The sequence below is a fragment of the Frankia torreyi genome (genome assembly GCF_000948395.1).
GTDB lineage: Bacteria > Actinomycetota > Actinomycetes > Frankiales > Frankiaceae > Frankia > Frankia torreyi.
The window spans coordinates 106,557-133,003 of the sequence record NZ_JYFN01000012.1; the positions used below are offsets into that span (position 1 = coordinate 106,557).

Consider the following 26,447-nt stretch of genomic DNA (forward strand, 5'->3'; position numbering starts at 1 on the left):
GTTCCGCGCCCGGCGTGGTCCCACGCCGGTCCGCGGTGTCGGCGAGCCACCGGGCGCCGACAATCACTTCAGGCGGGCGCGACCATCGCGGGCGGACGTGATGCCCGAGCAGACCCGGCCGTTCGCCCGGAGAGGGGAACACCCATGAGCGACGCCCACGGCGACGAGGCCGGCGCGACCACCACCGGCGGCTACACCGGGAAGGTCACCGTCGGTGGCCCGGCGGACACCCGGCCCCTGCCCGGCCTGACGGTGACCAAGGTCGCCGTCGGCCCGGCGGACAACAACGCCTACCTGCTGCGCTGCCCCGTCACCGGGGAGCAGCTCCTCATCGACGCCGCGAACGAGGCCGACACGCTGCTGCGGCTGATCGGCGACGCGGGCCTCGCCACGGTGGTCACCAGTCACCGGCACGCCGACCACGTCCAGGCGCTCGCCGAGGTCGTGGCCGCCACCGGCGCGACCACGGTCGCCCACGCCGACGACGCCCCTCGGATCCCCGTGCCCACCGCCCGGGTCGTGCACGACGGAGACGAGATCACCGTGGGCCGGGCGACCCTGCGGGCGATCCACCTGGTCGGCCACACCCCCGGCTCGATCGCCCTGCTCTACGACGCCGACCCCGCCGCCCCGCACCTCTTCACCGGCGACTGCCTGTTCCCCGGCGGCCCGGGCAACACGTTCGGTGACGCCGACGCCTTCGTCACGCTGATGGACGACCTGGAGCGCAAGGTGTTCGGCCCCCTGCCGGACACCACCTGGATCTACCCGGGCCACGGCTTCGACTCCACCCTCGGCGCCGAACGCCCCCACCTCGCCGAATGGCGCGCCCGCGGCTGGTGACCGTCCCAGGGGGTGCCGGACGCGGCGGCCCGCCGATCGTGCCGCCGACGACCGGCTCAGAGGGTGTTGCCCACGGGGCGCCACGGCTCGGCGTCGGGAGTCTCGGCTCCGCCCGTGCTGCGGGTGAAGGTGAGATGCTCGGTGCCGCTCTCGGCGGTCTCCACTCTCACCGCGTAGTTCTGTTCGAGGCCGCGCAGCTCGTCCCAGAGGCGAACGCCGCCACCAAGAAGGATCGGGGCGATGGCAACGTGGAGGGCGTCGATCAGGCCGGCCTTGAGGAAGTCGCGGACCACGGTCGGTCCGCCGCCGATCCGGACGTCGAGCCCGCGGGCGGCCTCCACCGCCAGCCGGAGCGCCTCCTCGGGCGTGGCCGCCAGGAAGTCGACCCGAAGCCGTCGAGCGAGATGTTCAGGTCGGCGCGCACCTTCATCAGCAGTCCCATCCTCGTGATCGCGTGAACGACTCACCGCCGCGCGGAGGACCATGGCCGACCGGCACCGGCACCGGCACCGCGATCAACGGCTCGTGGCCGGGCATCGCCCGGCTCAGGACGCCAGGGCGAACTCCAGGGTTGCCTGGGCGAGGTCGCGCAGGAACCGGTCACGGTCGAAGGCGTCGCCGTCGTCGGCCAGATCTGGCGGCGGCGAGTTCATGAAGCTGAAGTGACCCGCGTTCGGCACGATGCGCAGCTCGACGTCGGCCGGCGCGCTCTTCAGCAGGATAGCTTGGTCGACGGGTGTGACGGTATCCAGCTCGGCGGCGTAGACCAGCATGGGAACCGTCACCGCGGCCAGGGCACCGGGAGCGGCGAACCAGCCGGTGGCGGGCGCCCACAGGGCGAGCCGGCTGACCCGAGGTTCCCGCGGCACGTCCAACGGCGTGCCGTCCCGCTCCCAGGGCGTCGCTCCGGCCAGGCAGAGGGCGGCCCAGCCGCCGATGGAGTGGCCTATCGCCACGACGGTCGCGTCCGCGGGTGCCTCTCGGCGCAGCGCTTCGACCAGCCCGGCCGGACGGGCGAGCAACTCGGCCGTAGCCGCCTCCCGCCCGGCCATGCGCTCGAAGCGGGGCGCGACGACCCGGCAGCCATGGGCGGCGAGGTGGTCCAGGAGCGGTCGGTAACGCTGCGGGTCGCCGCCCGCGCCGGTGGCGAAGAGCACGACGCGCTCGGGCTCGGCCGGACCGAGCGTCAGGATGTCCATGTCGTTCCTCCACCACGCGCGGTCCGCCGGCGAGACCCGTCACCCCGCCCAGCAGGTCCTGATGCCGCATCAGGCTACTGAGCGGCGGTGGATCCCGTTCCGCCCCATCGAGCCCGGACGCCGCTCGCCTGCTCCTCGCGCAAGCCGGGCGTCGGTGTCCGCCGGGTCGCGGCGAGGCCTACCCGGTGGCGAGGGGATAGACGACCGAGGGGTCGGGTTCCAGCTCCAGCTCAACGGGTCGAGGTCTCTGCGCCGGGACGGCGGGCGTTGCGATCCGGGCCGCATCGGCCGGGGAGAGGTGGCCGAGGCGACGGCGGGTCGCGGCGGGGGCGGCGTGCCAGCGGGAGTGCACGGCGGGCTCCCAGGTCGGCCGGGCCAGGCCGGCCGCGAGGCCGGCGAGGATCCCGGCAGCGCGCCGGGCATCATGGATGCGACCGGTGGCGAGTTTGCGGGCGGTGAGGACGACGAGCTGGCCGGCGTGCACCGCGGGCCAGCTCCAGCCCAGGGTGGCGCGATGGCGGCGGGCGTAGACGGCGGCCGAGCGGCCGAGCTCGGCGTGCAGCAGGCCGGAGCGGCCGACGGTCTCGCCGCCGACGTGTACCACGGGCCATTCGTCGTCGGCCCAGGCGAGCCGCCCGCCGGCCGCGTACAGCCGGGCGAACAGATCGGTCTCCTCGTAGTACATCCAGTAGGCGGGGTCGAAGCCGCCCAGGCGCAGGAAGGTCGGGACGCGGATGGCGAAGAAGGCGCCGACCGGGTGGCGCAGCTCCGGCCACCGGGCGACGGCCGCCGCCTCGCCGCGCAGCGTGATGAAGGCGTTCGTGCGGGAGGTCGGCAGCACTCCGCGGGACCGTCCGGGGCTGCCGTCGCCGGCGAGGAACGGGAACCCGACGGCGTCGACGGACGGCGGGTACCAGGCGAGGAGCTTGGGCAGGACCTCCGCGGTGTCGCGGGGGATCATCACATCACTGTTGATCACCAGCAGCCAGTCCGGCGCCGGGCCGTCCGTGACGGCGCCTCGGACGGCGAGGTTGACGGCGAGGTTGACGGCGGTGCCGTAGCCGACGTTGCCGTGGCCCTCGACGACGCGTACCCCGGCGGGCACCGAGCGCCCGGCGAGCGTGCCGTTCTCGACCAGCACCGCCTCGCAGCCGTTCATGGCGACCAGGGCCGAGAGCAACTGGTGCAGATGGGTTGCGCCTCCGTGGGACACGACGACCGCCAACAAGCTGTGCATCATCCGCCTTCACTAAAACATAAAACGATGACGAGAAGATCGTGGACAACCCTGCCGTACGTCCACGGAGCAAACCGGCGAACACATCAGGCCAGGTCGATCGATCAGGATTTCGCCGGTGCCGCCGCACTCATGGCCGTACTCCCGTCCACGACCACAGTCGTGACCCACCTCACCCCTGCTGACCAGCCCGGACACCGGTCTCGACCAGGGTAACTAGCGCATCGCGGTGCTCCACTTCTCCCTTCCCGGCGAGTCGCGCACCGTCGCCGGTCCACCCGTTATCCGAAACCGCCAAACGTGCACCGGAAATGCTGCAGATGCGGATTACGGTAACACTCGAGCGGAATTTCGACCCCGATCACGGTCGCCGCCGCAGCCACCGGGAGACACCGAATCCGGTACCGAGCCAGCCTGTCGCGCCGGTCACCGCTGCCGGTCACCGGGCCGCGCCGCCCGGGCCGCGCCGCCCGGGCCGCCCGGGTCCGCTGCCCGGGTCCGCCGCCGTTCGGCACTCCAGTCATCGCACATCACGGGCATGGGGCAGCGAGATTGCCCAAGTCGCGCCGTTTCGGCACCAGTCGTGACAGGGCCCTGTCAACGTGGAACGCATGCCGCACCCAGATCGACTGACCGCGATCGTCGAGGAGCTGCGCCGGGCCGGACCCGCCGGGCGCACAGCCGCAAGCCTGGCGGCCCGGCTGGACGTCAGTGTGCGAACGATCCGCCGGGACCTGCTGGCCCTCCAGGACGCCGGGGTTCCCGTCGGCGGGATCTCCGGGCCCGGGGGCGGGTACGTGCTCGCCCAGCACGCGATGCTGCCACCCGTCGCGTTCACCCAGGGTCAGGCGAGCTCGGCCGCCGTGGCGCTGGCCGCCGCCGCGACGGGCCCGCTGACCCGTGACGGCGCGGCGGCGCTCGAGAAGCTGCTCGACATCATGCCCCCGCCACAGCAGCGGCAGGTCGCCGAACTGGCCTCACCCGGCTGGGCGGGGCCACCCGTGGTCGCCCGCACGGCGCTGGCCACCACGATCGAGGAGGGCCTGCGGGCCGGCCGGGTGCTCGCGATCGACTACCAGGACGCCGCCGGCAGCCGGACCGTGGGCCGCCGGGTGGAGCCACAGTTGCTGGCCTTCACCGGCGGCCACTGGTACCTGCTGGCCTGGTGCCTGGATCGGGGCGGCCCGCACTGGTTCCGCTGGGACCGGATCTCCCGCGCCGTCAACACCGGCCAGCCGGCGGACGACCACGACCCGTTCTCGATCTTCACCGCGCCTCCGCCCGGCCTGCGGCGCATCCGCCGGGCCCCGGCGTCCGGCCCGCGCGGCGAGCCGGCGAGGCCGAGCTGACCGTGCCCGGCGGCCGGCCCGTCGGGCGTGGTCGCCGTCACCACGATCGACGGGCCGCCCGCGCCGGGCGGGGCGGCCTAGCGCGAGCGTCCGCCCGGCAGCCCGCCGCCCGGCGCGGCGACCTCCCGCGGTTCGGCCCGGTCGGCCGCCGGGGTCGGTGAGGAACCCGCCTCCGGGGCCGGTTTCTCGGCGACCTCCCCCGCTTCCCCCGCCTCCTGCGCCTCCTGCGCGGGCGGTTCGGTCAGCAGCGACCAGATCACCGAGACGGCCAGCGCGACGGCGATCACGCCGAGCGACAGCGTGATCGGCATGTGCCACACGTCGGTGAGCAGCATCTTCACGCCGATGAAGGCCAGGATGAACGCCAGCCCCGTCGCCAGCCGGTGGAACCGTTCCATCAGGCCCGAGAGCAGGAAGAACAGCGACCGCAGCCCCAGGATGGCGAGTGCGTTGCTGGTGTAGATGAGGAACGTCCGGTCGGTGACGCCCAGGGCGGCGGGCACCGAGTCGAAGGCGAACAGCACGTCGGCGGTCTCGATCGCGACGAGGACGGCGAGCAGCGGCGTGGCGACGAGTTTGCCCGCGCGGCGCAGGACGAAGTGCTGCCCCTGGTACTGATCGGTGACCGGCATGACCCGCCGCAGCAGTGACACCGCCCGGCTCTGCCCCGGGTCCATCTCCACCCCGCTGTCGCGCAGCATCTTCACGGCCGTGTAGATCAGGAAGGCGCCGAAGATGTAGATGATGAAGCTGAACTGCTCGAGCAGGGCGACCCCGGCGGCGATGAAGATGAACCGCAGTACCAGGGCGCCGAGCACGCCGTAGAACAGCACCCGGTGCTGGTACTCCCGGGGGACCTTGAAGTACGAGAAGATCAGCGCGAAGACGAACAGGTTGTCGACGGACAGGCTCTTCTCGAGCAGCCACGCCGCCGTGTATTCGCCGGCGGCGCCGGGGCCCTGCCAGGCCCAGATGACCCCGGCGAAACCGATGCCCAGCGACACCCACAGCAGGCTCCACCAGGCGGCCTCGCGGAAGCCGATGACGTGGGCCCTGCGGTGGGCGAGCAGATCGATGGTGAGGAGCCCGAGCACAGCGCCGACGAAGGCGGCCCAGGCCCAGAGGGGAACGTGCACGGAGATCTCCAGAGGTGTCGCCGGTCGCGGCCCGGATGCGCCACCCCGGCTCCACCGGGGCGGAAGGTGTCGCTCTGACCGGCCGGGCGCCGTTGCCAGCGGCCGGTCAGAGCACGTTTACGCGCGCCACACCATCAGCGAGATGAGCGTGAAGCGACGAATCGTTAACTCTCAGTAACTATCGGAAGGTACGGCGGTCCCNGTGTCCCCCNGCCGGATCCCACGTGGAGATCCGGCCGGGGCGTGGCCGGGGGCGAACCGGCCGGGCGGGCTGCCCGCCGGCGGGATCAGCGCCGGAGGGGGATCAGCGCCAGAGGTTGCCGGGCCGCACCGGCCGGGCGCCCCGCCCGCGCAGCGGCGCCGTCTCGATCGCCTGGCTGAGCTCGACCGGGCCGACGGTGCCGATCATCCGGGGGTTGCCGTCCGCCGCCGGCTCGATCACGACGACGCAGCCGGCGGCCGGCCGTTCGAGCAGCCTCGCGGGCAGGTCTGCCACCGCGTCGTCCGGCGCGGCGGTCGCGACCATGGACAGTGGGATGCAGACCCGGTTGACCCGGGCGAGGTCGCGGTCGTCCATCGGGACGGCGGCGAGGTCGCGCAGCAGCGCCACTCCGGCGAGCGAACCGTCGAAATCCTCGACCCCGAAGACGGCGCGGTGGGCGGGCAGCACCACGTCGTGGAGCGCGTCGTCCACGGTCGACCAGGACGACAGCGCCGGCGGCGCCGGGCTCATGACGTCCCGCGCCACCAGGCCCTCCAGTGCGGCGTGGGTGCGCTGCTGGGACTGCGCCAGCCGGGACGCACCCAGTGCCAGCCAGCCGAGCAGCACCGCCCACAGCCCCACGAAGCCGACGAGGAACACGCCCGCGGCACCCACGGCGATCAACGACCAGCCGCTGATGACGCCGGCCCGGGCGACGGCCTGCTCGGCGCGCTCCCGGCTGCCGGTGCGGCGCAGCACCCGGGCGGCAATCAGCCGCCCACCGGAGCTGCGCGGGCTGGGCAGCACGTCGATGAAGGTCACCAGCAGCGCGAACGTACCGACCCAGAGGGCCACCTGGCCGGCCAGGGCCAGCGTCCCCGCCGGCGCCAGCGCGCCGAGGGTGACCAGCAGCGCGCCGGCCAGGGCGGTCACGGTGAGCCCCGCGCGGGCGACCTGCGCCTCGGCGCGGACGTCGGCACCCGACTCGACGAACCTCGGGCCGGTGGCCGCCTTCCCGGGGCCGGTGGCCGGCGGCAGAACGACGTCGACTCCGCCGCCCGCGCCGAACGTGCCCGGGGAACCGGCTGCTCCGGAACGCCCGGTGGGCGCGGCCGACCCGGCTGCCGGACGGCCCGCGGGGGTCGCGCCGGCGTCGGCGCTGCCCCGGTCACGGCCGCCGAGGGCGACCGTCAGGCGGCTGCCAAAGGCGCCGAGGGTGATGCCGACGACGGTCAGCCCGGCCCGGCGGGCGGCCCGGGCCCGCCTCAGGTCCGCGCCCAGCATGATGCCGATGAGCAGGCCGGCGCCGATCAGCCCGCCGCAGAGGTAGGCGAAGTCGGGCCGGTCCGGCACGGTGGCCGGCAGCGTGATCGCGGCGAGCAGGACGGTGACGACCGCCACCGAGACGGCGAGTCCCGGACGCACCGTGATCGGCGGAAACCCTCCCCGCCTGGTGGCGTCGTGGGTGGTCATGTCCGCTCAGACTCCTCTCCCGTTTCCCAGTTCCCCGGCCGGCGTTGACGACCGGGTGCTACACATGCACAACGTCTAGCGTGCCCTTCAACGTCCCGGCAGACACCGCACGGACTCTGCGACTTCGCCTATGATTTCGCTGCCGAGGCTCGGCAATCAGGGGCGGGAGGCGGGTGGATGGACCAAGCGGACGAACCGGCCGGGACGGCCGCGGTCGACGACGACGCACCGGCCGGTCTGCCCGAGACGAGCCTGACCCGGCTCCCCCGCGCCGCCGTGCTCGCGGCTGCCGACTCCCGGCTGCATGCCGGCCTGCTCGGCGACTACCTCGACGTCCTCGCCTCGGCGGCGGACAGCGGGCGGCGGCTGACCCGGGCGGAGCTGGAGGCGTTTCGCGGCCTCGGCCAGGCGGCGGCGGAGTCCGGGGCGTCGCTGCGCGCCCTGGTCGACCTCTACCTCTCGGCGACCTGGCGGGTGTGGCCGTCGCTGCCCGCGGTGCGGGCCGCCGACCGCGCCGCCCGCGGGCTGACCAGGGCGTCGAGCGAGCCGGTGGCGTCGGGGCAGCTCGCCCACCCGCTGCGCTCGGCCGGCGATTCGGTCGGGGCGGTCTCGCGCACCCGCGCCGCCGCCTCCGCGGTACTGCGGGCCAGCGACGACGCCGTCGCCGCCGTCTGCGAGGGCTACGAGGCGGCCCGCACCGCCCGGGCGCGCTCCGAGGAGGCGCTGCGCCGCGAACTCGTCGATGATCTGCTCACCGGCACGTCGGCGGTGGGCCAGTTGCTGGAGCGGGCCGGGGCGTTCGGCCTGCGGCTGGAGGCGCCGCACACCGTCCTGGTCGTCGCCGGTAACCGGCGCTTCCTCGACGGACGGGCACTGACCCGCGCGGCCGAGTCCCTCCTGCGCGAGCACAGCCTCACCGATCCGCTGGTCGCGACCCGCGACGGCCTGCTCGTCTGCGTGGTGCCCGAGCAGGGCGACCTGGCCCGCGGCCGGCAGCCGCCCGTTCGCGGCCGTACCCCGGCCAGCCATCCGGCGGCCGGGGCGGACGCCGCCGGCGGCGCTGCAGCCGGGCAGGCGCGGGGCGCTGCCGCCGGGCCGCCGAGACCACCGGGGTCGCGGGCCCGGGCCGCGGCGGCTGCGGGGAGCCGCCCGCCCGGCCGGCGGCGGGCGGACGAGTCGGGTGCCGTGGGCGCGGGCTTCTCCCCGCTGCCCGCGTTCGCGCCCACGCCGGAGGCCCCGGCCGCGATGGCCGCACTGACCCGCCGGCTGCGGGCCGAGCCCGGCCTGCTGTGGCGGGTGGGGGTCGGCCGCGCGCGCAGCGGCGTCGCCGGGGTCCGCATCGGCTTCGAGGAGGCCCGCGGCGCCGCGGAGCTCGCCGGCCGCCTCGGGCTGGAGGGGGCCGTCGTGCACACCGACGACCTGCTCATCTACAAGGTCCTGCTGCGCGACCGGGAGGCGCTGGCGGAGCTGGTCGAGGCGGTGCTCTCACCGCTGCGGGCCGCCCGGAGCGGCGCCGGCCCGCTGATCGACACCCTCGACGCCTACTTCACCACCGGCGGGGTGGCGCTCGCCGCGGCGCGCCGACTGCACCTGTCGGTGCGGGCGTTGACCTACCGACTCGACCGCATCCACGCCCTGACCCGCCACGACCCGACCTCTCCGACCGACCGGTACGTCCTGCAGACGGCGGTGCTCGGCGCCCGGCTGATCGGCTGGAACCCAGCCGGCGGGTGAGACTGCCGGCAGGGCAAGACGCCCGGCAGGGCGAGGGCCGGCAGGGCGAGGGCCGGCTGGGCGAGGGCCGGCTGGGCGAGGGCCGGCTGGGCGAGCCGCCGGCGACCGGTCGGAAACTGTCGGAGGGCTGTGGTGTTCTAGATGGCGTGAGCACAACGTTCGAACGGCCCAGCCTCGACATCGAGCGGACGCGCGCCCCGTTCAAGGTCGTGTCCGACTTCTCCCCGTCGGGCGACCAGCCCGCCGCGATCGACGAGCTGGCCCGGCGGGTGCAGGCCGGCGATACCAACGTGGTCCTGCTCGGCGCGACCGGCACCGGCAAGTCGGCGACGACGGCGTGGCTCGTCGAGCGCCTGCAGCGGCCGACGCTCGTGATGGCCCCGAACAAGACGCTCGCCGCGCAGCTCGCCAACGAGTTCCGCGAGCTGCTGCCGCACAACGCGGTCGAGTACTTCGTCTCCTACTATGACTACTACCAGCCCGAGGCGTACATCGCACAGACCGACACCTACATCGAGAAGGACTCCTCGATCAACGAGGAGGTCGAGCGGCTGCGGCACTCGGCGACAATGAGCCTGCTCACGCGGCGTGACGTCATCGTGGTGGCGAGCGTGAGCTGCATCTACGGCCTGGGCACGCCGCAGGAGTACATCGACCGGATGGTGCGGCTGCGCGTCGGCGACGAGATCGAACGGGACCTGCTGCTGCGCCGCTTCGTCGACGTCCAGTACACCCGCAACGACCTGGCCTTCACCCGGGGGACCTTCCGGGTCCGCGGCGACACGGTGGAGGTGTTCCCGGTCTACGAGGAGCTCGCCGTGCGGGTCGAGATGTTCGGCGACGAGATCGAGCGGCTGACCTACCTGCATCCCCTGACCGGGGAGATCGTCCGCGAGGTGGAGGAGATCTTCGTGTTCCCGGCGACGCACTACGTCGCCGGCCCGGAGCGGATGGAGCGGGCGATCGCCGGGATCGAGACGGAGCTCGACGAGCGCCTCGCGACGATGGAGCGCCAGGGCAAGCTGCTGGAGGCGCAGCGGCTGCGCATGCGCACCACCTACGACATCGAGATGATGCGCCAGGTCGGCTTCTGCTCCGGGATCGAGAACTACTCCCGGCACATCGACGGCCGCGACGCCGGCACCCCGCCGCACACCCTGCTGGACTACTTCCCCGACGACTTCCTGCTGGTGATCGACGAGTCGCACAACACCGTCCCCCAGATCGGCGGGATGTACGAGGGCGACATGTCCCGCAAGCGCAACCTCGTCGAGCACGGCTTCCGGCTACCCAGCGCGATGGACAACCGGCCGCTGCGGTGGGAGGAGTTCCTGGAACGCATCGGCCAGACCATCTACCTGTCGGCGACGCCGGGCCCCTACGAGCTGGGCCGGGCCGACGGCGTCGTCGAGCAGATCATCCGGCCAACCGGGCTGCTCGACCCGGAGGTCGTGCTCAAGCCGACGAAGGGGCAGATCGACGATCTCGTCCACGAGATCCGGCTGCGCGCGGAGCGGGACGAGCGCGTCCTCGTCACCACGCTGACCAAGAAGATGTCCGAGGATCTCACCGACTACCTGCTCGAACTCGGCATCCGGGTGCGCTACCTGCACAGCGAGGTCGACACCCTGCGCCGGGTGGAGCTGCTCACCGAGCTGCGCCGCGGGGATTTCGACGTGCTCGTCGGGATCAACCTGCTGCGTGAGGGTCTCGACCTGCCCGAGGTGTCGCTGGTGAGCATCCTCGACGCCGACAAGGAGGGCTTCCTGCGCTCCGACAAGTCGCTGATCCAGACCATCGGCCGCGCCGCCCGCAACGTGTCCGGCCAGGTGCACATGTACGCGGACTCGATCACCCCGTCGATGCACCGTGCCATCGACGAGACGAACCGGCGTCGCGAGAAGCAGATGGCCTACAACGCCGAACGCGGCCTCGATCCGCAGCCGCTACGCAAGAAGGTCGTCGACATCCTCGACGACATGGTCCGCGAGTCGGCGGACGGTGAGCTGATCGGTGGGGGCGGACGGTCGCAGTCGCGTGGCAAGGCGCCGGTGCCGGGGATGAAGTCCCGGGGCGGGGCGCAGGGCACGGTCGGCCGGTACGCCGCCGAGCTCGCCGGGATGCCCTCGCACGAGCTGGCGCAGCTCATCCGCCAGCTCGACGACCAGATGCACGAGGCGGCCAAGGAGCTTCAGTTCGAGCTGGCGGCCCGGTTGCGCGACGAGATCGCCGAGTTGAAGAAGGAGCTGCGCGGCATGGGTGCCGCCGGGGTGCAGTAGCCCGCGCGGCCGGTCCCGCCGCCCGGCCAGGCCGGGCCGGGGGCTACGGGGTGGTGGCCGGGGGGTGTTCGGCGGCGCGGGCGTCGCGGCGGGTCAGCAGCTCCTGCCAGACCTCGTCGAGGCGGGCGTCGAGCTCGTCGAGGCTGCCGCCGTTGTCGATGACGATGTCGGCGGCGGCGCGACGCTGCTCGTCGGTGGCCTGCATGGCCATCCGGGCCAGCGCCTGATCGCGGGGCAGTCCGCGGCCCTCCAGCCGCACCAGCCGCAGCTCACGCGGCGCCTCGACGACCAGCACCAGGTCGTAGCTGCCCTCCGCGTGCACCTCGACGAGCAGCGGGACGTCGTGCAGGACGATCCCGTCCGGGGAGAGCTGCGCGATCCGCCGAGCGGTCTCGGCCCGGATGAGCGGATGGACGATCGCCTCCAGGCGCCGACGGGCCGCGGCATCGGCGAAGACGATCCGGCCGAGTGCCGGGCGGTCGAGGCTGCCGTCGGGCGCGGCCAGCTCGGCTCCGAACTCCGCCAGCACCGCGGCGAGACCCGGGGTGCCCGGTTCGACCACGTCTCGGGCGATCTGGTCAGCGTCGATCAGCAGCGCCCCACGGGCCGCGAGGCGCGCCGACACCGCACTCTTGCCCGACCCGATACCACCCGTCAGACCCACTGTGAGCACGGTGCCGAGTCTGCCAGCCTCTGCCGGCACATGTGCCGCCTCGGCGCAGTACCCAAGCCTCGGCACGATCTGACCGCGATGTGGTCGGGTAACGAAAGCCTGCGGCCGCGACGCCCGTAGTGCCGGCACGCGTCGGACACCACCAGGAACCCACGCGCCGGCCACCCCGGCCTACCGCCTTCGCGGCGCGGGCGGCGGTTGGCAGACTGGTCCGCGTGGGGGCGACCGAAACGGGGCGGACGCAGGCTGTTCTCAGGCCGGCAGTGCCCACCCGGGCCGACCCGGGCGGTCCTGGCCCTGGCGCCGGCGGGCTGCCCGGTAGGGCCGCGGCAGAGCGGATCGACGGCTCCGGAGAGGCACAGCCGGCCGACGGTTCGGCAGGAAGGGAGCCAGCCGACAGCCTGACCGGGGCGGGGCCGCGCGACGCCTCGGCCCGGGCGATGCCGACTGGGCAGCGGCTCGCTCACCGGTTGTGGCCGGTGCTGCTCACCGGTTCGCTGCTCGGGCTCGGCGCCCTGGGGCTGGCCATCGCGCCCGCGCTCGCCGGCCGGGCGCCGCTGCTGCTCATCGCGCTGCGGCCCACCTGGGCGATCCTGCTGCTTGTCGGCGGGTCGGCGCCGTTCGTGCCGGCTCTGCTGGTCGCCGCGTTCTTTCGGGCCCTGGTCGACGTCGGCTACTTCGGGCTCGCGCGCAACAACATCCGGTCGGTCCTCCTGCGGCGTCTCGGTGGCAGCCGCCTGGTCACGGCCCTGGCCCGCCCGGGGACGCAGACCCCCCTGCTGTGGTTCTGCCTGGTCAACACCAACGCGGCGGTCGACGCGGCGCTCGGCGCGGGTGACGTGCCGATGCGTCGCTTCCTGCGGTTCCTGATTCCCGGTTCCCTGCTGTCCGCCGCGCTCTACCTGACCGCGGCGCGGGCGGTGGCCCCGTGGATGCGCGGCGCCGTGAACTGGCTGGACGCGCACATGACCTACCTGGTGCTCGGCGGTCTGGCGCTGGCCCTCACGCAGGCGGCCGCGCGGGGCGGCCTGCGGCGGTGGCGCAGCCGGCGAGGCGGAGCGCCGGTGAGACGACCTCGCGGCAATGGCAACAACACGCCGTAGGCCAACAATCGCACCATACAGACACACCAACACACTCTGGACATCCTGCGCCGCAGGTAGCAGGGTCGGTGGCTACGGGTCACGCCACCCGTCGGCTGCACGCCGGGCCTCGGCCCGGTCGCCGCCCCCACCCTCCGGAGTCGACCATGCCCTGCCCCCGCCCCACCGCGCCGAACCTCACCGTGCCGAACCCCACCGCCCTGGGCACCACCGCCCTGGGCACCACCGCCCCACGCCCCACCGCGCCCTGCGCCATCCCGCCGCACATCCTCGAACGCATCGTCCGCAACGGCAGCGACGACCAGCGTTCCTGGGCGCTGTCCACCCTCGTTCAGGACGGCTCGCACCGCACGATTCGCGTCCACAACGCCCAGCTTCGCTCCGCGCAGCGCGGCGCCGCACCGCCGCGGCTGGACCCGGATGCCGGTCCGCGCCGCACCGTCGGGGACGCCGCCGGCACCGAGGCGCTGCCGGGTAGGACGGTCCGCACCGAGGGCGAGGCCGCGGTCGATGACGTGGCGGCCAACGAGGCCTACGACGGCCTCGGTGCCACGTTCAGGTTCTACTCGGAGGTGTTCGGCCGCGACTCCATCGACGACGAGGGGATGGCGCTGCTCGCCACCGTCCACTACGGCGACCATTACGACAACGCCTTCTGGAACGGCCGGCAGATGGTGTTCGGCGACGGCGACGGCGAGCTTTTCCAGCGGTTCACGGTGTCGCTGGACATCATCGGGCACGAACTGACCCACGGCGTCACCGAGGACGAGGCGGCGCTGATGTACGTCAACCAGTCCGGGGCGCTGAACGAGTCGGTCAGCGACGTCTTCGGTTCCCTGGTGAAGCAGCACGCGCTCGGCCAGACCGCGGAGCAGGCCGACTGGCTGATCGGCGACGAGCTGCTCACCGACGCGGTGTCGGGGGTAGCGCTGCGGTCGTTGAAGGACCCCGGCACCGCCTACGACGATCCCGTGCTCGGCGACGACATCCAGCCCGCGCACATGACCGGCTACGTCCAGATGACCGGTGACAACGGTGGCGTGCACATCAACTCGGGCATCCCGAACAAGGCGTTCTACCTCGCCGCGATCGCGCTCGGCGGGCACGCGTGGGAGCGGGCCGGCCGCATCTGGTACGAGAGCCTGCGCGCCCCGCAGGTGCGGCCGAACGCGACCTTCCGCTCGTTCGCGGCGGTGACGAGCCGCCAGGCCGGCGTGCTGTTCGGCGCGGACGAGCGCAAGGCGGTCGCCGAGGCGTGGCGCGAGGTCGGCATCGCCGTCTGACACCCGCCCGGGACCATGATCCCGCGAATCGCAGGAAACACCCAGCCTCGGCACAGGCTCCCCACAGCGGGGCCCGACAGCGTGTCCACCAGCCGGCACACCGGCGGTCCCGCTGCACCGAGGGGGAGCATGAACGACGTCAGGATGTCCCGGTATGCGCGCCGGAGCGGCACCGCGACGCGGCGGCACCGGCTCATCCTGCCGCTGCTGTCGGTCACCCTGACGGCCGTGCTGGCCGGATGCGGGGGCGGCGGGAGCGACGCGGCGGCCGGCTCGGCCTCGTCGGGGACTGCTGCGCCGGCAACCCCGTCCACGGGAGCGACTCCCGCCACGGGGGCGACTCCCCCCACCGGCGGGGGGACAGCTGCGATGGCTGCCTACCGGACCTGCCTCGCGAACAACGGGGTGACGCTGCCGACTCCGGGTGCCGGCGCAGCGGGAGGCGCACCGCCGCAGGGCGCTCGTCCGACCGGTGCCCCGCCGTCGGGCGCCCCGAACGGCGGCGGCACCGGTACCGGCGGCGGACCAGGAGCCGGCGGCGGACCCGGCAGTGGTGCGGGCTCGGGCTCGACCGCGGCACCGCCCGGCGTGGACGCCGACACCTGGCGTACCGCGCGGGCCGCCTGCGCATCGCTGGCGCCCACCGCCCCGGCGGCGGCCTCGGGGACGGCGGCCGCGAACTGACCCGCGCGAGGTGGTGCTCCGCGCGGTCAGCCGCTCGACATCGGTCGACCCCCGATGCGCCGGCCTGACCGTGCGGGCACCCCCTGCTGCTGTCCTCGTCCCCCCGGTGCGGTTCCCGCCTCCCCGGGCGGGGGTGACCCCGACCGCCCGGCCTCCGCCTGCCCCGCACCGCCGGCCGCCTCACCCCCGGCCACCCCGCCCTCGACCATCCCGCCGTCAGCCACCCCGCCGTCAGCCACCCCGCCCTCGGCCACCCCGCCGTCAGCCACCCCGCCCTCGGCCACCCCGCCCTCGGCCACCCCGGCTCCGGGCGCCCCGCCACCATCCGACAATCGGGCATCGGGCAACCCGCCGGCGCACTCCGTAGCGCGTTCCGATGTCGGGAGGGTCGCGTGCGGGGCAGACGGCCGTACCTCGGCGGCCCGGGAGCGGAGCAGCTCGGACATCTCCGCCGCCGGCAGCGGCACCGAGATCGCCTCGCCCTGGAGCAGGTCACAGCCGAGGTCGATCATCATCGCAAGCGTGCGCTCGTCCTCGATCCCCTCGCCGACCACCCGCAGCCCGAGCCGGTGGCCCAGGTCGAGCACCGACCGCACGATCGCGGCGTCGGGCAGGCTGCCGCGGGCATCCGCGACAAAACCCCGGTCGATCTTGACCTCGTCGAAGGGGAGCGTCTTGAGGATCTCCATCGAGCTGTAGCCGGTGCCGAAGTCGTCCAGGGACAGCGCCACGCCCTGCGTACGCAGCTCACTCAGCATCGTCGCCGCCCGAGCCGGCTGGGTGACCAGCGCACTCTCCGTGATCTCCAGGGTGAGGACGTCGCTGGCCAGTCCGTGGGCCGCCAGGGAGCCGGCAACGACCTGGGGCAGGTCGTCGAGCACCAGCATCCGGGCGGAGAGGTTCACCGACACGGGCAGGTGCAGACCCTCGTCCGCCCAGGCGGCGCACTGGCGCAGCGCCTCGTCGAGGACCCAGCGGGTCAGATCGGCGATCAGCGGTGAGCGTTCGGCGACGGGGAGGAACACGCCGGGCGCCAGCAGCCCTCGGGTGGGGTGGTGCCAGCGCAGCAGCGCCTCCGCGCCGACGATCCCACCCGAGCATGCCGACTGCAGTGGCTGGTAGAACAGCAGCAGCTCGCCGCGGGTGATCGCGGTGCGCAACTGCGCGTACAACGCGATCTCCTCGGGCCGCACCCCGGTGATACCGGGATCCCACAGTCCGACGCTCTCCCCCACCCGCTTGGCACGCAGCAGCGCCGAGTCGGCGCAGGTCAGCAGCCCGCTCATGGTGGTGCTGTCGCGGGGGGCCACGGCGATCCCGACGGAGGCGTCCACCTCGACGTCGACGCCGCAGACCTGGAAGGGTCCCTGGATCTGGCGCAGGACCCGGCGGCCGAGCACCCGGCGCCGCTTCGTCTCCGCCGCGGTGGGCACGGGCAGGGGCGCTCCCGGGCGGCTGGCGGCCGTCGCGACGGTGGGTGGGACCGGCATCCCGCGGAAGACGAGGGCGAACTCGTCCCCGCCGGCCCGGCCAACGAAGGCCGGGATCGGCCGCAGCCCGGACAGCGTCCGCGCGATGATCTGCAGCAGCCGGTCGCCGCCGGCATGCCCGAGCGCGTCGTTGATCTCATGGAACCGGTTGATGTCGACCAGGACCAGGATCGCCTCCCGGCCCTCTGCCTGGATCTCCGCCACGGCGCTCTCGCCACGTTCGAGGGTGCCCGCCCGGTTGGCCAGGTGCGTGAGCGGATCGGCGTGGCTTTGCAGCAAGCCCGCCCGGAACAGGCCTTTCACCACCGCTCCGGCCACGACCGTGGAGAGCGCCGCCGACACGGGACCCGCTGTCTGGGTCGGATCGGCGCCGGCCGCCACGCCCGCCACGAGCGCGCCGGTGATCATGGCGATGACCAGGATCGCCGCGGGAGTCGTCACGAGGGCGACATACGCACACAGCGGGGGGAACCAGACCAGGTACATGTCGGCGTCGCTGCCGGAGGTGGCTCCGGCGAGCGCGAGGGCGAGGGCGGTTGCCAGCGAGGCGGCGGCGAACGGCGGCACCCAGTTCCAGCGTGGCCTCGCCACCAGCCCCAGTACTACGTTGGCCGCCGCGACCAGCAGGCCGACCCAGCTCTCCCACCGCTGCTGGCCCGGCGAGCCGGGCAGGACCGCGGCGAGCAGGAACAGCGCGGCGGCGCCCGTCGGCGCGGCGACGAGGAACCGCCGGCGGTCGGCGAACGTACGACCGTTGTGCACGAACCGCATTCCTCCCCGCCGTTACGGCCGGTCCGCAGGACGTGGCCCGGACCGCCAATTCCGCCGCGGTCTCCGCGGCGGACTATTCGGCTGGGTCGACATATCCGGCGTAGAATTGCGCGTCACGTCAGGCCGTGGTGACCTGGTGCCGGGGTCACCACCCGCGACGCTGACGAGATCCGGGTCAGGCTTTCTTCAACATAGCCGGTGCGGCGCAGCGGCTAACATGCGCGTCCGAAACCTGCACCGCGACCACGCGACTATGTCCGGACATAGTCCGCCGCGCGCCCGCGGAAATCCCGACCGGAACGTATACAGACCATCGGCGCAGCGGCGCTCGGAGCGGGCTTTTCCGGCATTCAGTGAGCGGCGTCGTCCCAGGTCCGGCCGGCTCCGACGCTGACGTCGAGGGGCACCGACATGGTGTACGCCGACGTCATCTCGGCGCGTACGAGCGCCTCGACCGCGTCGTACTCGCCGGGAGCGATCTCCAGCACGAGTTCGTCGTGGACCTGGAGCAACAGCCGGGAGGCGTGCCCGCCGGCCCGCAGCGCCCGGTCGACCCCCAGCATAGCGATCTTGATGATGTCGGCGGCCGAGCCCTGGATCGGGGCGTTGAGGGCCATCCGCTCGGCCATCTGCCGGCGCTGGGCGTTGTCGCTGGTCAGGTCGGGCAGGTAACGCCGACGGCCGAGCATCGTCTCGGTGTAGCCGTCCTGGCGGGCCCGTTCGACCACACCGCGCAGGAAGTCGCGCACCCCGCCGAACCGGCCGAAGTACGCGTCCATGTGCTCGCGCGCCTCGTCGGGGGCGATCCCGAGCTGGCTGGCGAGGCCGAACGCCGACAGTCCGTACGCCAGCCCGTAGGACATCGCCTTGATGCGCCGCCGCAGCTCGGGGTCGACCTCGCTGATGGGCAGGTCGAACGCCTCTGCGGCGACGAAGGTGTGCAGGTCCTCGCCTGATCCGAACGCCTCGATGAGGCCCTCGTCGCCGGACAGGTGCGCCATGATCCGCATCTCGATCTGCGAGTAGTCGGCGGTGAGCAGGGTCTCGTAACCGGGGCCGACGACGAAGGCACGCCTGATCTGGCGCCCCTCGGCGGTGCGGATCGGGATGTTCTGGAGGTTCGGATCGGTGGACGACAGCCGGCCGGTGGCAGCGATCATCTGGTTGAACGTGGTGTGGATGCGGCCGACATCATCGATCATGGGCAGCAGTGAATCGACGACGGTCTTGAGCCGGGCCACGTCCCGGTGGCGCAGCAGCACCGGCAGCAGCGGGTGGTCGGATTGGACCGCGAGCCAGACGAGGGCGTCGGCGTCGGTGGTGTAGCCGGTCTTGATCTTCTTGGTCTTGGGCAGGCCGAGCTCGTCGAACAGGATCTGCTGGAGCTGCTTGGGGGAACCGAGGTTGAACGTCCGGCCGACGATCTCATGGGCCTGCGCGGCGACGGCCGTGACCTCGCCGCCGTAGTGCTTCTGCAGCTCGGTCAGATGATCCTGGTCGGCGGCGATGCCGGCCCGTTCCATCCCGGCGAGGACCGTGACCAGCGGAAGTTCCATGTCCCGCAGCAGGACCGCGGCGGAACGGCGCTCCAGGTCCGCGTCAAGCTCGTCGGCGAGCTCCAGGCACGCGCGGGCCCGCACCGCGTCCGCGTGGGACTCCTCCGCCTCCCCGGAGCCGTCGAGGGTGAGCTGGCCGTTGCCGGCCGGCTCGACGGCCAGGTCCCGGTGCAGGTAGCGGGCGACCAGGTCGGCCAGGTCGAACGAGCGCTGGCCGGGCAGGGCCAGGTAGGCGGCCAGCGCGGTGTCACTGGTGACGCCGGCCAGCGTCAGGCCCAACTCCGCGAGAGCCAGCATCGGGCCCTTGACGTCGTGCGCCGCCTTCGGCTGGTGCGCATCGGCGAGCCAGCCGCCGAGCGCCGTCAGGTCCGCCGGGGTGAGCTGGGTCGGGTCGAGCCAGGCCGCGGCGCCGTCGGCCGAGGCCAGGGCGAGGCCGGACAGCACGCCCGTGCCCCGCCCCCAGGTTCCGCGGGCGTGCAGGCCGGTGCGGCCGACCCCGCGGGCGTGCTCGTCGAGCCACTGGGCCACCTCGTCAGGACCGAGGGTGGTCAGGTCGACGTCGAAACCCTCCTCGACGGGCGGCGGGGCGGTGGCCAGGGCCGCGTAGAGGCGCTCACGCAGGACGCGGAACTGCAGCGTGTCGAACAACTGGTGGACGGCCTCGCGATCCCAGGGGCGCAGGCGCAGCTCGTCCGGTCCGACGGGGAGCGGAACATCGCGGGACAGCTCGGTCAGCGAACGGTTGCGGATGACCGACGCCAGGTGGGCGCGCAGCGACGCCCCCGTCTTCCCGCCGATCTCGTCGGCCCGGTCCACCAGCTCGGCGAGGGACCCGAACTGCTGGATCCACTTGGTGGCGGTCTTCTCCCCCACTCCCGGCACGGAGGGCAGGTTGTCGGACGGGTCGCCGCGCAGCGCCGCAAAATCCGGGTACTGCACCGGTGACAGGCCGTACTTCGCCTGCACCTCGTCCGGGGTGAACCGGGTCATGTCGGAAATGCCTTTGCGGGTCATCAGGACCGTGACCCGCTCGTTGACGAGCTGCAACGCGTCCCGGTCGCCGGTGACGACCAGCACGTCCATCCCCACCGCGGCGCCCGCGGTCGCGAGGGTGGCGATCACGTCGTCGGCCTCGTAGCCGGCGGCGCTGACCCCCGGCACGGCGAGCGCGTCGCACACCTGGTGGATGAGGCTGACCTGCCCGACGAAGTCGGCCGGGGTCTCCGAGCGGCCCGCCTTGTACTCGGCGTACTGGGTGTGGCGGAAGGTCGGAGTCGGCAGGTCCCAGGCGACTGCCACGTGGGTCGGCTTCTCGTCGCGCAGGACATTGATGAGCATCGAGGTGAATCCGTACACGGCGTTGGTCGGCTGGCCGGTGGTGGTGGAGAAGTTCTCCACCGGCAACGCGTAGAACGCGCGGTAGGCCAGCGAATGCCCGTCAAGCAGCAGCAGCCGCGGGACCGCGGCCGCGGGCGCCGCCTTCTTCGCCGCGGTCGACTTCGCCGTAGTCGCCTTCGCCGTCGCAGCCGTGTCCGTCTTGACCGTCTTCGCCTTGGCCGTCGCGGCCGTCTCCGACTTGGCCGCTGGCGTCTTGGCCGTCGACGTCGACGCGGCGGTGGACCGTCGGACACCGCGCGGCTTCGCCGGCCGAGCCTCCGCCGCGGGCTCCTCCGCACCGGCCGACCCAGCCGCCGCGGAGGCGCTCGTCTCGGCAGCGAACGCCGCGCCGGTCGGGAACCCGGCCCCGGCGGATCCCGCATCGTCGGCGGGCCTTGCTCTGGCGGCGGATCCTGCCTCGGCAACGGACCCTGCCTCGGCGGCGGACGGGGCCTCGGCGGCGGACGGAGCCGGCTGGTCGGCGGGCGAGTTCGGCGTGGTGACGGACACGCGGCGAGTTTAGGCCGTGCGTCCGACAGTTCCGTTGTCTGTGGGCGGTCCATCGCGGCGGGGGCCACTGTGTGCCCGGACCGCGTGCCCGGACCGCATGGCCGACTGCCGTCCGTCCTGCTGTCCGTCCGCCCTCAGCCACCCGCCGTCGGTCCACCCCCGGTCGCGCCGCGAGTTGCCTGAGGCTGATGACCTTTCCTACGGCGGGAGGCGCCAGCAACCTCCAACCACTGGCGCTCGGCCGGGGCGAAGGCGGTCGGGGGCCTGCCCTCGCCGGAGGCCGGTGCCCGGCGCCAGGGTTCGGCCACACATCGTGGTTGGTCGGCCAGCCGACGGGAGCTGGTCGTCTAGGCTGGCGGTCATGACCGCTGCCGATGCCGCGCCCGCGGCCGACGACATCGCCGCGATCCAGGGCAGTGGTGAGGACGGCAACAGGGGTCCGCGCGTCGAGGCCAACGTCGTGGAGGCTGACGTCGAGGAAGCCGACGCGGTTCGGCTGGCCGCGCAGATCAACGCCGCGCGCGGGGAGATCGAGCGGCAAATGGGCATCCTGCTCACCGAGGCGAGCCCCGAGCGGCTGGTCGCCACGATGCCCGTCGAGGGCAATCGACAGCCCTACGGTCTCCTGCACGGCGGCGCCTCCGTGGTGCTCGCCGAGACGCTGGGCTCGGTCGGGGCGAACCTGGACGCCCCGCCCGGCTCGATGGCCGTCGGTATCGAGATCAGCGCCTCGCACCACCGGTCGGCGACCTCGGGCACCGTCACCGCCGTCGCCACCCGCATCCGTGGCGGGCGTAGCCTCGTCACCTACGACATCCGGATCACCGACGACGCCGGCCGCGTGACCTGCACCTGCCGCCTCACCTGCATGATCCGCAGCGGACTGCCGGCCGGCCTGAACACATCTGGCCCGAGCTGATCGGAAGCGGCCCGCCGCCGACCGGGACACGAAAACCGGACATGGATCGCCCTAATGCCAGTATTTTCCGGTTCTCCTGCCCACCCAGGAGGACACTCGAACTGACACACCGGACCACTCCGATGCATTGACCAGATGCATGGACCGCCCTAATCTCATCGCCCGTGGCACCCGGGATGGGCGAGTAGACAACGCCTGGGCTCGGGGAAGGTCCGGACGGCACCAAAGTCGGTCCCGGGTGCCTCACCATCGAGTCTCCGATCGCGCGAATCCCCGACCGGACCGATCGACCCTGGTTCCCGTCTGCGGCCCAGCCGTTCCCGCCGGCCGACGGGTCCTCCGGCCCGAACAGCACACCGGCCCGAACGGCACACCGGCCCGAACTGCACTGCACACCGGCCCGAATGGCACACCTCCGGGTCCGCCCGCTTGACGCCGGTGACCCGGAGGTAGGCGGGGCGGAACCGGGGTCCGCCGCGGGGTCACGGCTTGACGAGTGACTGGACCGGGCCGAGCACGGTCCGCTTCCCGTCCCGGACCTCGTAGAGGTAGACCGTCGACCCCTCCACCTCGCCGTTCTTACGGAACCGGATCCGCTTGGTGACGCCGGGGACGTTCACGGAGCCGAACGCGGCCGCGACCGACTCCCGGGTGGCCCCGGTGCCGATCTTGCGCAGCACCTCGATGATCGCGTTGGTGGCGTCGTACGCCTCGCCGGAGTACGTGCCCGGTCGGGCCCCGCTGTTGACCGTCCGGTATTCGGCGACGAAACCGGCCGCGGCGGGATCGCTGTTCGGATCCCCGCAGGCGCAGGTGAGCAGCGTGCCCTCGGCGTTGCCGACGCCGGCCTCCCGGATGAGCTGGTCGTCGTTGGCCCCGTCCCCACTGACGATCTTCCCGGTGAAGCCCTTGCTGCGCAGCGCCTTGGTCAGCAGGGCGAGCTCCGAGTAGTAGCCGGAGTAGTAGAGAACGTCCGGCCGCTCACCGATGATCTTCGTGGCCTGGGAGGTGTAGTCCTTCGTCGGGTTGATGCCGTCGTGGACGACCTTGACGTCGTGGGCGGTCAGCGCCTGCTCGAGTGCCCCGGACAGGCCGGTGCCGTACTCGCTGCGGTCATCCAGCGAGTAGACCTTCGTCGCCTTCAGCACCTTGGTCAGGTACTCGGCTGCGGCCGCGCCCTGGACCGTGTCGGGGGCGATCACCCGGTAGAAGGTGAGGAAGCCGAGGTCGGTGAGCGCCGGGTTCGTCGCCGACGGGCTCACCGACAGCAGGCCGGTCTGGGAGTAGAGCGGCTCGCTCGACTTCGTCGGCCCGGAGAAGACCGGACCGACGACGGCGACGACGCCCGGGTTGTCGAGGAGCTTCTGCGCGGCGGTCGGGCCCTGGTCGGGGTCGCCCTGGTCGTCCGAGGCGACCAGCCGCAGCCGGAACGGCAGATCATCGCGTCGATTGGCCAGGTCGACGGCGGTCAGCACGCCGTCGTAGGCGTTGATGCCGAGCTGCTGGTTGTCGCCGGACAGCGGCCCCTGGAAGCCGATGACGAACTCCTTCTNCCCGNCCTCTGCGGTGGAGCCGCCGCACCCGCCGAGCGCGGCCACGGCCGTCAGCACCCCCGCGGCCCCGAGCACTGCCCATCGCCGTCCAGGACCGCTCATGACACGTCCTTCCGCAGCACCTCGCTGCTGGTGTCGGCACCCGGGGCGCCGGAGTCGCCGGAAATGTCGTCGAAGAAATCAGGTAACCGATCGACGACTTGTCGCGACGAAACCTAGCCCGCGATATCGACCAAGGAAAGCTCGTAGTGAGCGTGTCGTAGCCTTGAGTGATTTCCTGGCGTGGATGTGGACGTGGACGTGGGGCTGCGGGCCACACCCACTCGGCCGGGTACGACCGGCAGCGCCACGGGAACCGACCGGCGGGTCAGGTCCAGGTCGTCAGGGCGACGAACCGGCCCCCGAGCACGGTGTAGAGGGCGACTCTCGGCGTGGGCGTGTCCCCCCAGCGATCGAAGCCGACGGAACCCGTGACGCCGGCGAACGAGCCACGGCCGATCGCGACCACGACGTCGTGCCGGGCGGCCGCGTCGACGGAAGGACGGCCGGGCAGCACTGTCGCCGCCGCCCGGATGATCGTCCGCGCCGCGTCATAGGCGTAGGCGGCCACCGGGGGAACGGCCTCGGCGCGACGTTGAGCGAGCTCGACGGCGGCGTCGTGGGCCACCTGCCGGCGCTGCGCCGCAGCCGCGTCGCCACCGGCGGCGCCGCTCCCGGCCGGGTCCCGCGCCGCCGATTGGCGACCCTCACGCGGCGGCGATGCCGGCTGGCCACCCGTCCCCGCGACCGCGGCCGCTTCGGGAGTCCGGGTGGCAGGCGGAGTCCGGGTGGCAGGCGGAGTCCGGGTGGCAGGCAGAGTCCGGGTGGCAGGCAGAGTCCGGGTGGCAGGCAGAGTCCGGGTGGCGGGCAGAGTCCGGGTGGCGTCCTCGCGGTTCCGCTCGCCGACGTCGGACCCGTCGGTACTGTCGGCGCCGCTCGGGGTCGTGCTGCCGTCGTCGTCCGCCGGACCGCCGAACCGCTGGGAGTAGTCGGCGACGAATGCACCGGCGGCCGGCAGCCTCGTCGGCGGGACCAGCAGACTGGTGATCAGGTCCCCGTCCGCGGCCGACTTCGCGTCGTCGGTGTAGCGGCGTTGCAGCAGCGCGTCCGAGCCCATGACCTGGATCGACGCGCCCGACGCGGCGAGCCGGGTGCGCAGCTTCCCGGCGAACGCCGCGCCGGTGGCGAGGTAGACCAGGTCGGGGGCCTCCTGCTCGATCGCCTCCACGGTCGAATCCAGCTCGGACCCGTCGGAGCCGTCCCCCTGGACCTGGTAGACCGACGTGACCGTCGCCCCCAACGCGGCGGCACGCACCGCGAACCGGCCGCCGAGCGTCGTGCCGTAGCGGGGTTCCCCGTCGACGACGGCGATGCGTCGGCGGCCGAGCGTCCGCACCGCGTACTCGGCGGCCACCCGCGCCTGCAGCTCGTCGGTGCCGGCGAGCCGGAAGTAGGTCGGGTAGGGGCGGGTGCGCGGGTCGATGCCGGCACCGGTGAGGGNGGGGNCGGCATTGGACGGGGAGACGACCGGGATGCCCTCGGCACTCAGCGCGGGCAGGGCGACCTTGGCCACGAGCGAGCTCAACGGCCCGACGACGCCGATCAGGCGGTCGTTGGCGGTGAAGGCGTCGGCGGCCTGGGCTCCCCCGTCCGGGCGGGACAGGTCGTCGTGGGTGGACAGCTCCAGGCGCCAACCCGGGATCGCCCCCGAATCGTTGGCCTCCTCGACGGCGAGCGCGACAGCGTTGCGCGCGCTCGTTCCCTCGGCGGACAGATCACCCGACAGCGGTGCCATGACGCCGAGGGTGGCCACCCGGGTCACGCGAACGTCGGCGCCGCGGTCGCTGTCGAGGGCGGTGGCCAGGATGAGCCCCAGCGCCGACGGCACGGCCAGGACCAGAGCGACGATCGCGGCGAGGATCGCCCGACCCCGGCCGGTGCGCCACCGCGCCCGGCTCCACTGCCCGATCCGGCCGACGACCGCCACGAGAGTCGCTCGCGCATGACCCGCTCGGACCCGCCACGGTCGCGCGGACCCCGGCGTCGCTCGAGCGGGCGCGGGGGCCTCCGCGCCTGGGCCTGAGGCCCCTGCGCCTGGGTCTGAGGCCTCGGCGCCCGGGGAGGAAGTGTCGGCCTCGGTCGATGCGGGCGCGGGCGCGGGGGCGTCCGCCAAAACCGGTTCCGGTGCTCGGGGGGACGGCTGCGGCGCGTCCTCGGGACCGGGGATCGGCGCTGATCCCGGCGGCGAGGCGTCGCTCACCCGGTCCCCGGCCCGCGCGTTGCCGGGGACGGCACGGACGGGGTTGCCGGGGGCGGCACGAACGGGGACGTCACGACCCTGGCAGCGCCTCGCCCGACAGCACGGCCTCGGCTACGGCGCGCATCGTCCGACGCTGGTTCATCGACGTCCGCTGGATCCAGCGGAAGGCGTCGGGCTCGGTCATGCTGTGCTCGGTCTGGAGCACACCCTTCGCCCGCTCGATGATCTTCCTGGCCTCGAGCCGGCCCTGCAGGTCCTCGACCTCGGCCTCCAGGCTCACGATCTCCGTGAACCGGCTCATCGCCATCTCGATCGTGGGCAGCAGGTCCTTCTTCTGGAACGGCTTGACGACGTAGGCCATGGCGCCGGCCTCGCGGGCCCGCTCGACCAGCTCCCGCTGACTGAACGCGGTGAGGATGACCACGGGGGCGATGCGGTCCTTGGCGATCTTCGCGCCGGCCTCGATGCCGTCCATCCTGGGCATCTTCACGTCGAGGATGCACAGGTCGGGCCGGAGCTTGCCGGCGAGGTTGACGGCCATCTCGCCGTCGCCGGCCTCCCCGACGACCTCGTAGCCCTCCTCTTGCAGCATCTCCCTGAGGTCGAGCCGGATCAGCGCTTCGTCCTCGGCGATCAGAACCCGGCGCGGGTTCGAGGAGGGTTGGCTCATCGAGTCGTACTCCTGGTCTCGGAGGTGTGACCCTAGTGTGACAGGGCAGGGGAGTCAGGTTGACATCCTGCCCGAGCAGAGGAGGGCGGGAGGTCGAAACGCACCCT

General features: G+C 73.1%; 19 protein-coding genes and 1 pseudogene. 8 read left to right on the forward strand and 12 right to left on the reverse strand.

The window, feature by feature from the left end; all coding sequences use genetic code 11:
* Positions 1-144 precede the first annotated feature (144 nt).
* A complete protein-coding gene (locus tag FF36_RS10090; RefSeq protein WP_044884744.1) occupies positions 145-843 on the forward strand; it encodes an MBL fold metallo-hydrolase in 699 nt (232 codons plus the stop codon).
* Positions 844-899: 56 nt separating this feature from the next.
* Here FF36_RS10090 and FF36_RS10095 read toward each other — a convergent pair whose 3' ends face one another.
* The 3 genes from FF36_RS10095 to FF36_RS10105 form a co-directional block, all read right to left on the reverse strand.
* Complete coding sequence (locus FF36_RS10095; RefSeq protein ID WP_236706002.1) at positions 900-1,310, reverse strand: dihydrofolate reductase family protein; 411 nt, start codon at positions 1,308-1,310, stop codon at positions 900-902.
* A 78-nt stretch (positions 1,311-1,388) separates the two neighbouring features.
* Entirely contained in the window at positions 1,389-2,042 is a 654-nt protein-coding gene (locus FF36_RS10100; protein WP_044884745.1) for an alpha/beta hydrolase family protein, read from the reverse strand.
* Between the two features lie 178 nt (positions 2,043-2,220).
* Complete coding sequence (locus tag FF36_RS10105) at positions 2,221-3,279, reverse strand: glycosyltransferase family 2 protein (protein WP_044884783.1); 1,059 nt, start codon at positions 3,277-3,279, stop codon at positions 2,221-2,223.
* A gap of 611 nt (positions 3,280-3,890) precedes the next feature.
* On the opposite strand from FF36_RS10105, the gene FF36_RS10110 reads away from it, so the two are divergent.
* On the forward strand, positions 3,891-4,628 hold the full coding sequence (locus FF36_RS10110) for a helix-turn-helix transcriptional regulator (protein ID WP_044884746.1): 738 nt from the start codon (positions 3,891-3,893) through the stop codon (positions 4,626-4,628).
* A 77-nt stretch (positions 4,629-4,705) separates the two neighbouring features.
* Here FF36_RS10110 and FF36_RS10115 read toward each other — a convergent pair whose 3' ends face one another.
* Together FF36_RS10115 and FF36_RS10120 are read right to left on the reverse strand one after the other, a co-directional pair.
* The gene (locus FF36_RS10115; protein ID WP_044884747.1) at positions 4,706-5,764 is read right to left on the reverse strand and encodes a TerC family protein; all 1,059 of its coding nucleotides are present in this window, start codon (positions 5,762-5,764) and stop codon (positions 4,706-4,708) included.
* A 304-nt stretch (positions 5,765-6,068) separates the two neighbouring features.
* Positions 6,069-7,439, reverse strand: coding sequence for a zinc metalloprotease (locus FF36_RS10120; protein ID WP_044884748.1), 1,371 nt, complete (start codon positions 7,437-7,439; stop codon positions 6,069-6,071).
* Positions 7,440-7,616: 177 nt separating this feature from the next.
* Here FF36_RS10120 and FF36_RS10125 point away from each other — a divergent pair, with 177 nt between their 5' ends.
* Both FF36_RS10125 and uvrB read left to right on the forward strand, forming a co-directional pair.
* On the forward strand, positions 7,617-9,173 hold the full coding sequence (locus tag FF36_RS10125) for a PucR family transcriptional regulator (protein ID WP_044884749.1): 1,557 nt from the start codon (positions 7,617-7,619) through the stop codon (positions 9,171-9,173).
* A 146-nt stretch (positions 9,174-9,319) separates the two neighbouring features.
* A complete protein-coding gene (gene uvrB, locus FF36_RS10130; RefSeq protein WP_044884750.1) occupies positions 9,320-11,452 on the forward strand; it encodes an excinuclease ABC subunit UvrB in 2,133 nt (710 codons plus the stop codon).
* 43 nt (positions 11,453-11,495) lie between these two features.
* On the opposite strand, the gene coaE is transcribed toward uvrB, so the two are convergent.
* Positions 11,496-12,125, reverse strand: coding sequence for a dephospho-CoA kinase (gene coaE, locus FF36_RS10135; protein WP_044884784.1), 630 nt, complete (start codon positions 12,123-12,125; stop codon positions 11,496-11,498).
* A gap of 440 nt (positions 12,126-12,565) precedes the next feature.
* Here coaE and FF36_RS10140 point away from each other — a divergent pair, with 440 nt between their 5' ends.
* The 3 genes from FF36_RS10140 to FF36_RS10150 all read left to right on the forward strand — a co-directional run bounded on the left by FF36_RS10140 (position 12,566) and on the right by FF36_RS10150 (position 15,195).
* A complete protein-coding gene (locus tag FF36_RS10140; protein ID WP_044884785.1) occupies positions 12,566-13,228 on the forward strand; it encodes a hypothetical protein in 663 nt (220 codons plus the stop codon).
* Between the two features lie 146 nt (positions 13,229-13,374).
* A complete protein-coding gene (locus tag FF36_RS10145) occupies positions 13,375-14,511 on the forward strand; it encodes a M4 family metallopeptidase (protein ID WP_370657125.1) in 1,137 nt (378 codons plus the stop codon).
* Positions 14,512-14,640: 129 nt separating this feature from the next.
* Complete coding sequence (locus FF36_RS10150; RefSeq protein ID WP_052681032.1) at positions 14,641-15,195, forward strand: hypothetical protein; 555 nt, start codon at positions 14,641-14,643, stop codon at positions 15,193-15,195.
* Between the two features lie 26 nt (positions 15,196-15,221).
* Here FF36_RS10150 and FF36_RS10155 read toward each other — a convergent pair whose 3' ends face one another.
* Positions 15,222-17,447: a putative bifunctional diguanylate cyclase/phosphodiesterase gene (locus FF36_RS10155; protein WP_044884788.1), complete on the reverse strand. Its 2,226-nt coding sequence runs from the start codon at positions 17,445-17,447 to the stop codon at positions 15,222-15,224.
* 359 nt (positions 17,448-17,806) lie between these two features.
* Complete coding sequence (gene polA, locus FF36_RS10160) at positions 17,807-20,461, reverse strand: DNA polymerase I (RefSeq protein ID WP_044884789.1); 2,655 nt, start codon at positions 20,459-20,461, stop codon at positions 17,807-17,809.
* A 799-nt stretch (positions 20,462-21,260) separates the two neighbouring features.
* Between polA and FF36_RS10165 the strand changes: the two genes are divergently transcribed.
* Positions 21,261-21,818 (forward strand): PaaI family thioesterase, encoded by a 558-nt coding sequence (locus FF36_RS10165; protein WP_082121803.1) that lies wholly within the window; start codon positions 21,261-21,263, stop codon positions 21,816-21,818.
* Positions 21,819-22,300: 482 nt separating this feature from the next.
* Here FF36_RS10165 and FF36_RS10170 read toward each other — a convergent pair.
* From FF36_RS10170 to FF36_RS10180, 4 genes and pseudogenes are all read right to left on the reverse strand, one after another.
* Positions 22,301-23,370, reverse strand: a 1,070-nt coding sequence (locus FF36_RS10170) for a branched-chain amino acid ABC transporter substrate-binding protein (RefSeq protein ID WP_242422416.1), incomplete at its 5' end; no start/stop codon positions are given.
* 368 nt (positions 23,371-23,738) lie between these two features.
* A partial coding sequence (locus FF36_RS10175) for an ABC transporter substrate-binding protein (protein ID WP_242418541.1) occupies positions 23,739-24,910 on the reverse strand: 1,172 nt, incomplete at its 5' end.
* A gap of 6 nt (positions 24,911-24,916) precedes the next feature.
* Positions 24,917-25,205 (reverse strand): annotated as a pseudogene (locus FF36_RS37620) (ABC transporter substrate-binding protein); the annotation flags it as partial.
* A 535-nt stretch (positions 25,206-25,740) separates the two neighbouring features.
* Positions 25,741-26,340: an ANTAR domain-containing response regulator gene (locus FF36_RS10180; RefSeq protein ID WP_011605735.1), complete on the reverse strand. Its 600-nt coding sequence runs from the start codon at positions 26,338-26,340 to the stop codon at positions 25,741-25,743.
* Positions 26,341-26,447: the final 107 nt, after the last annotated feature.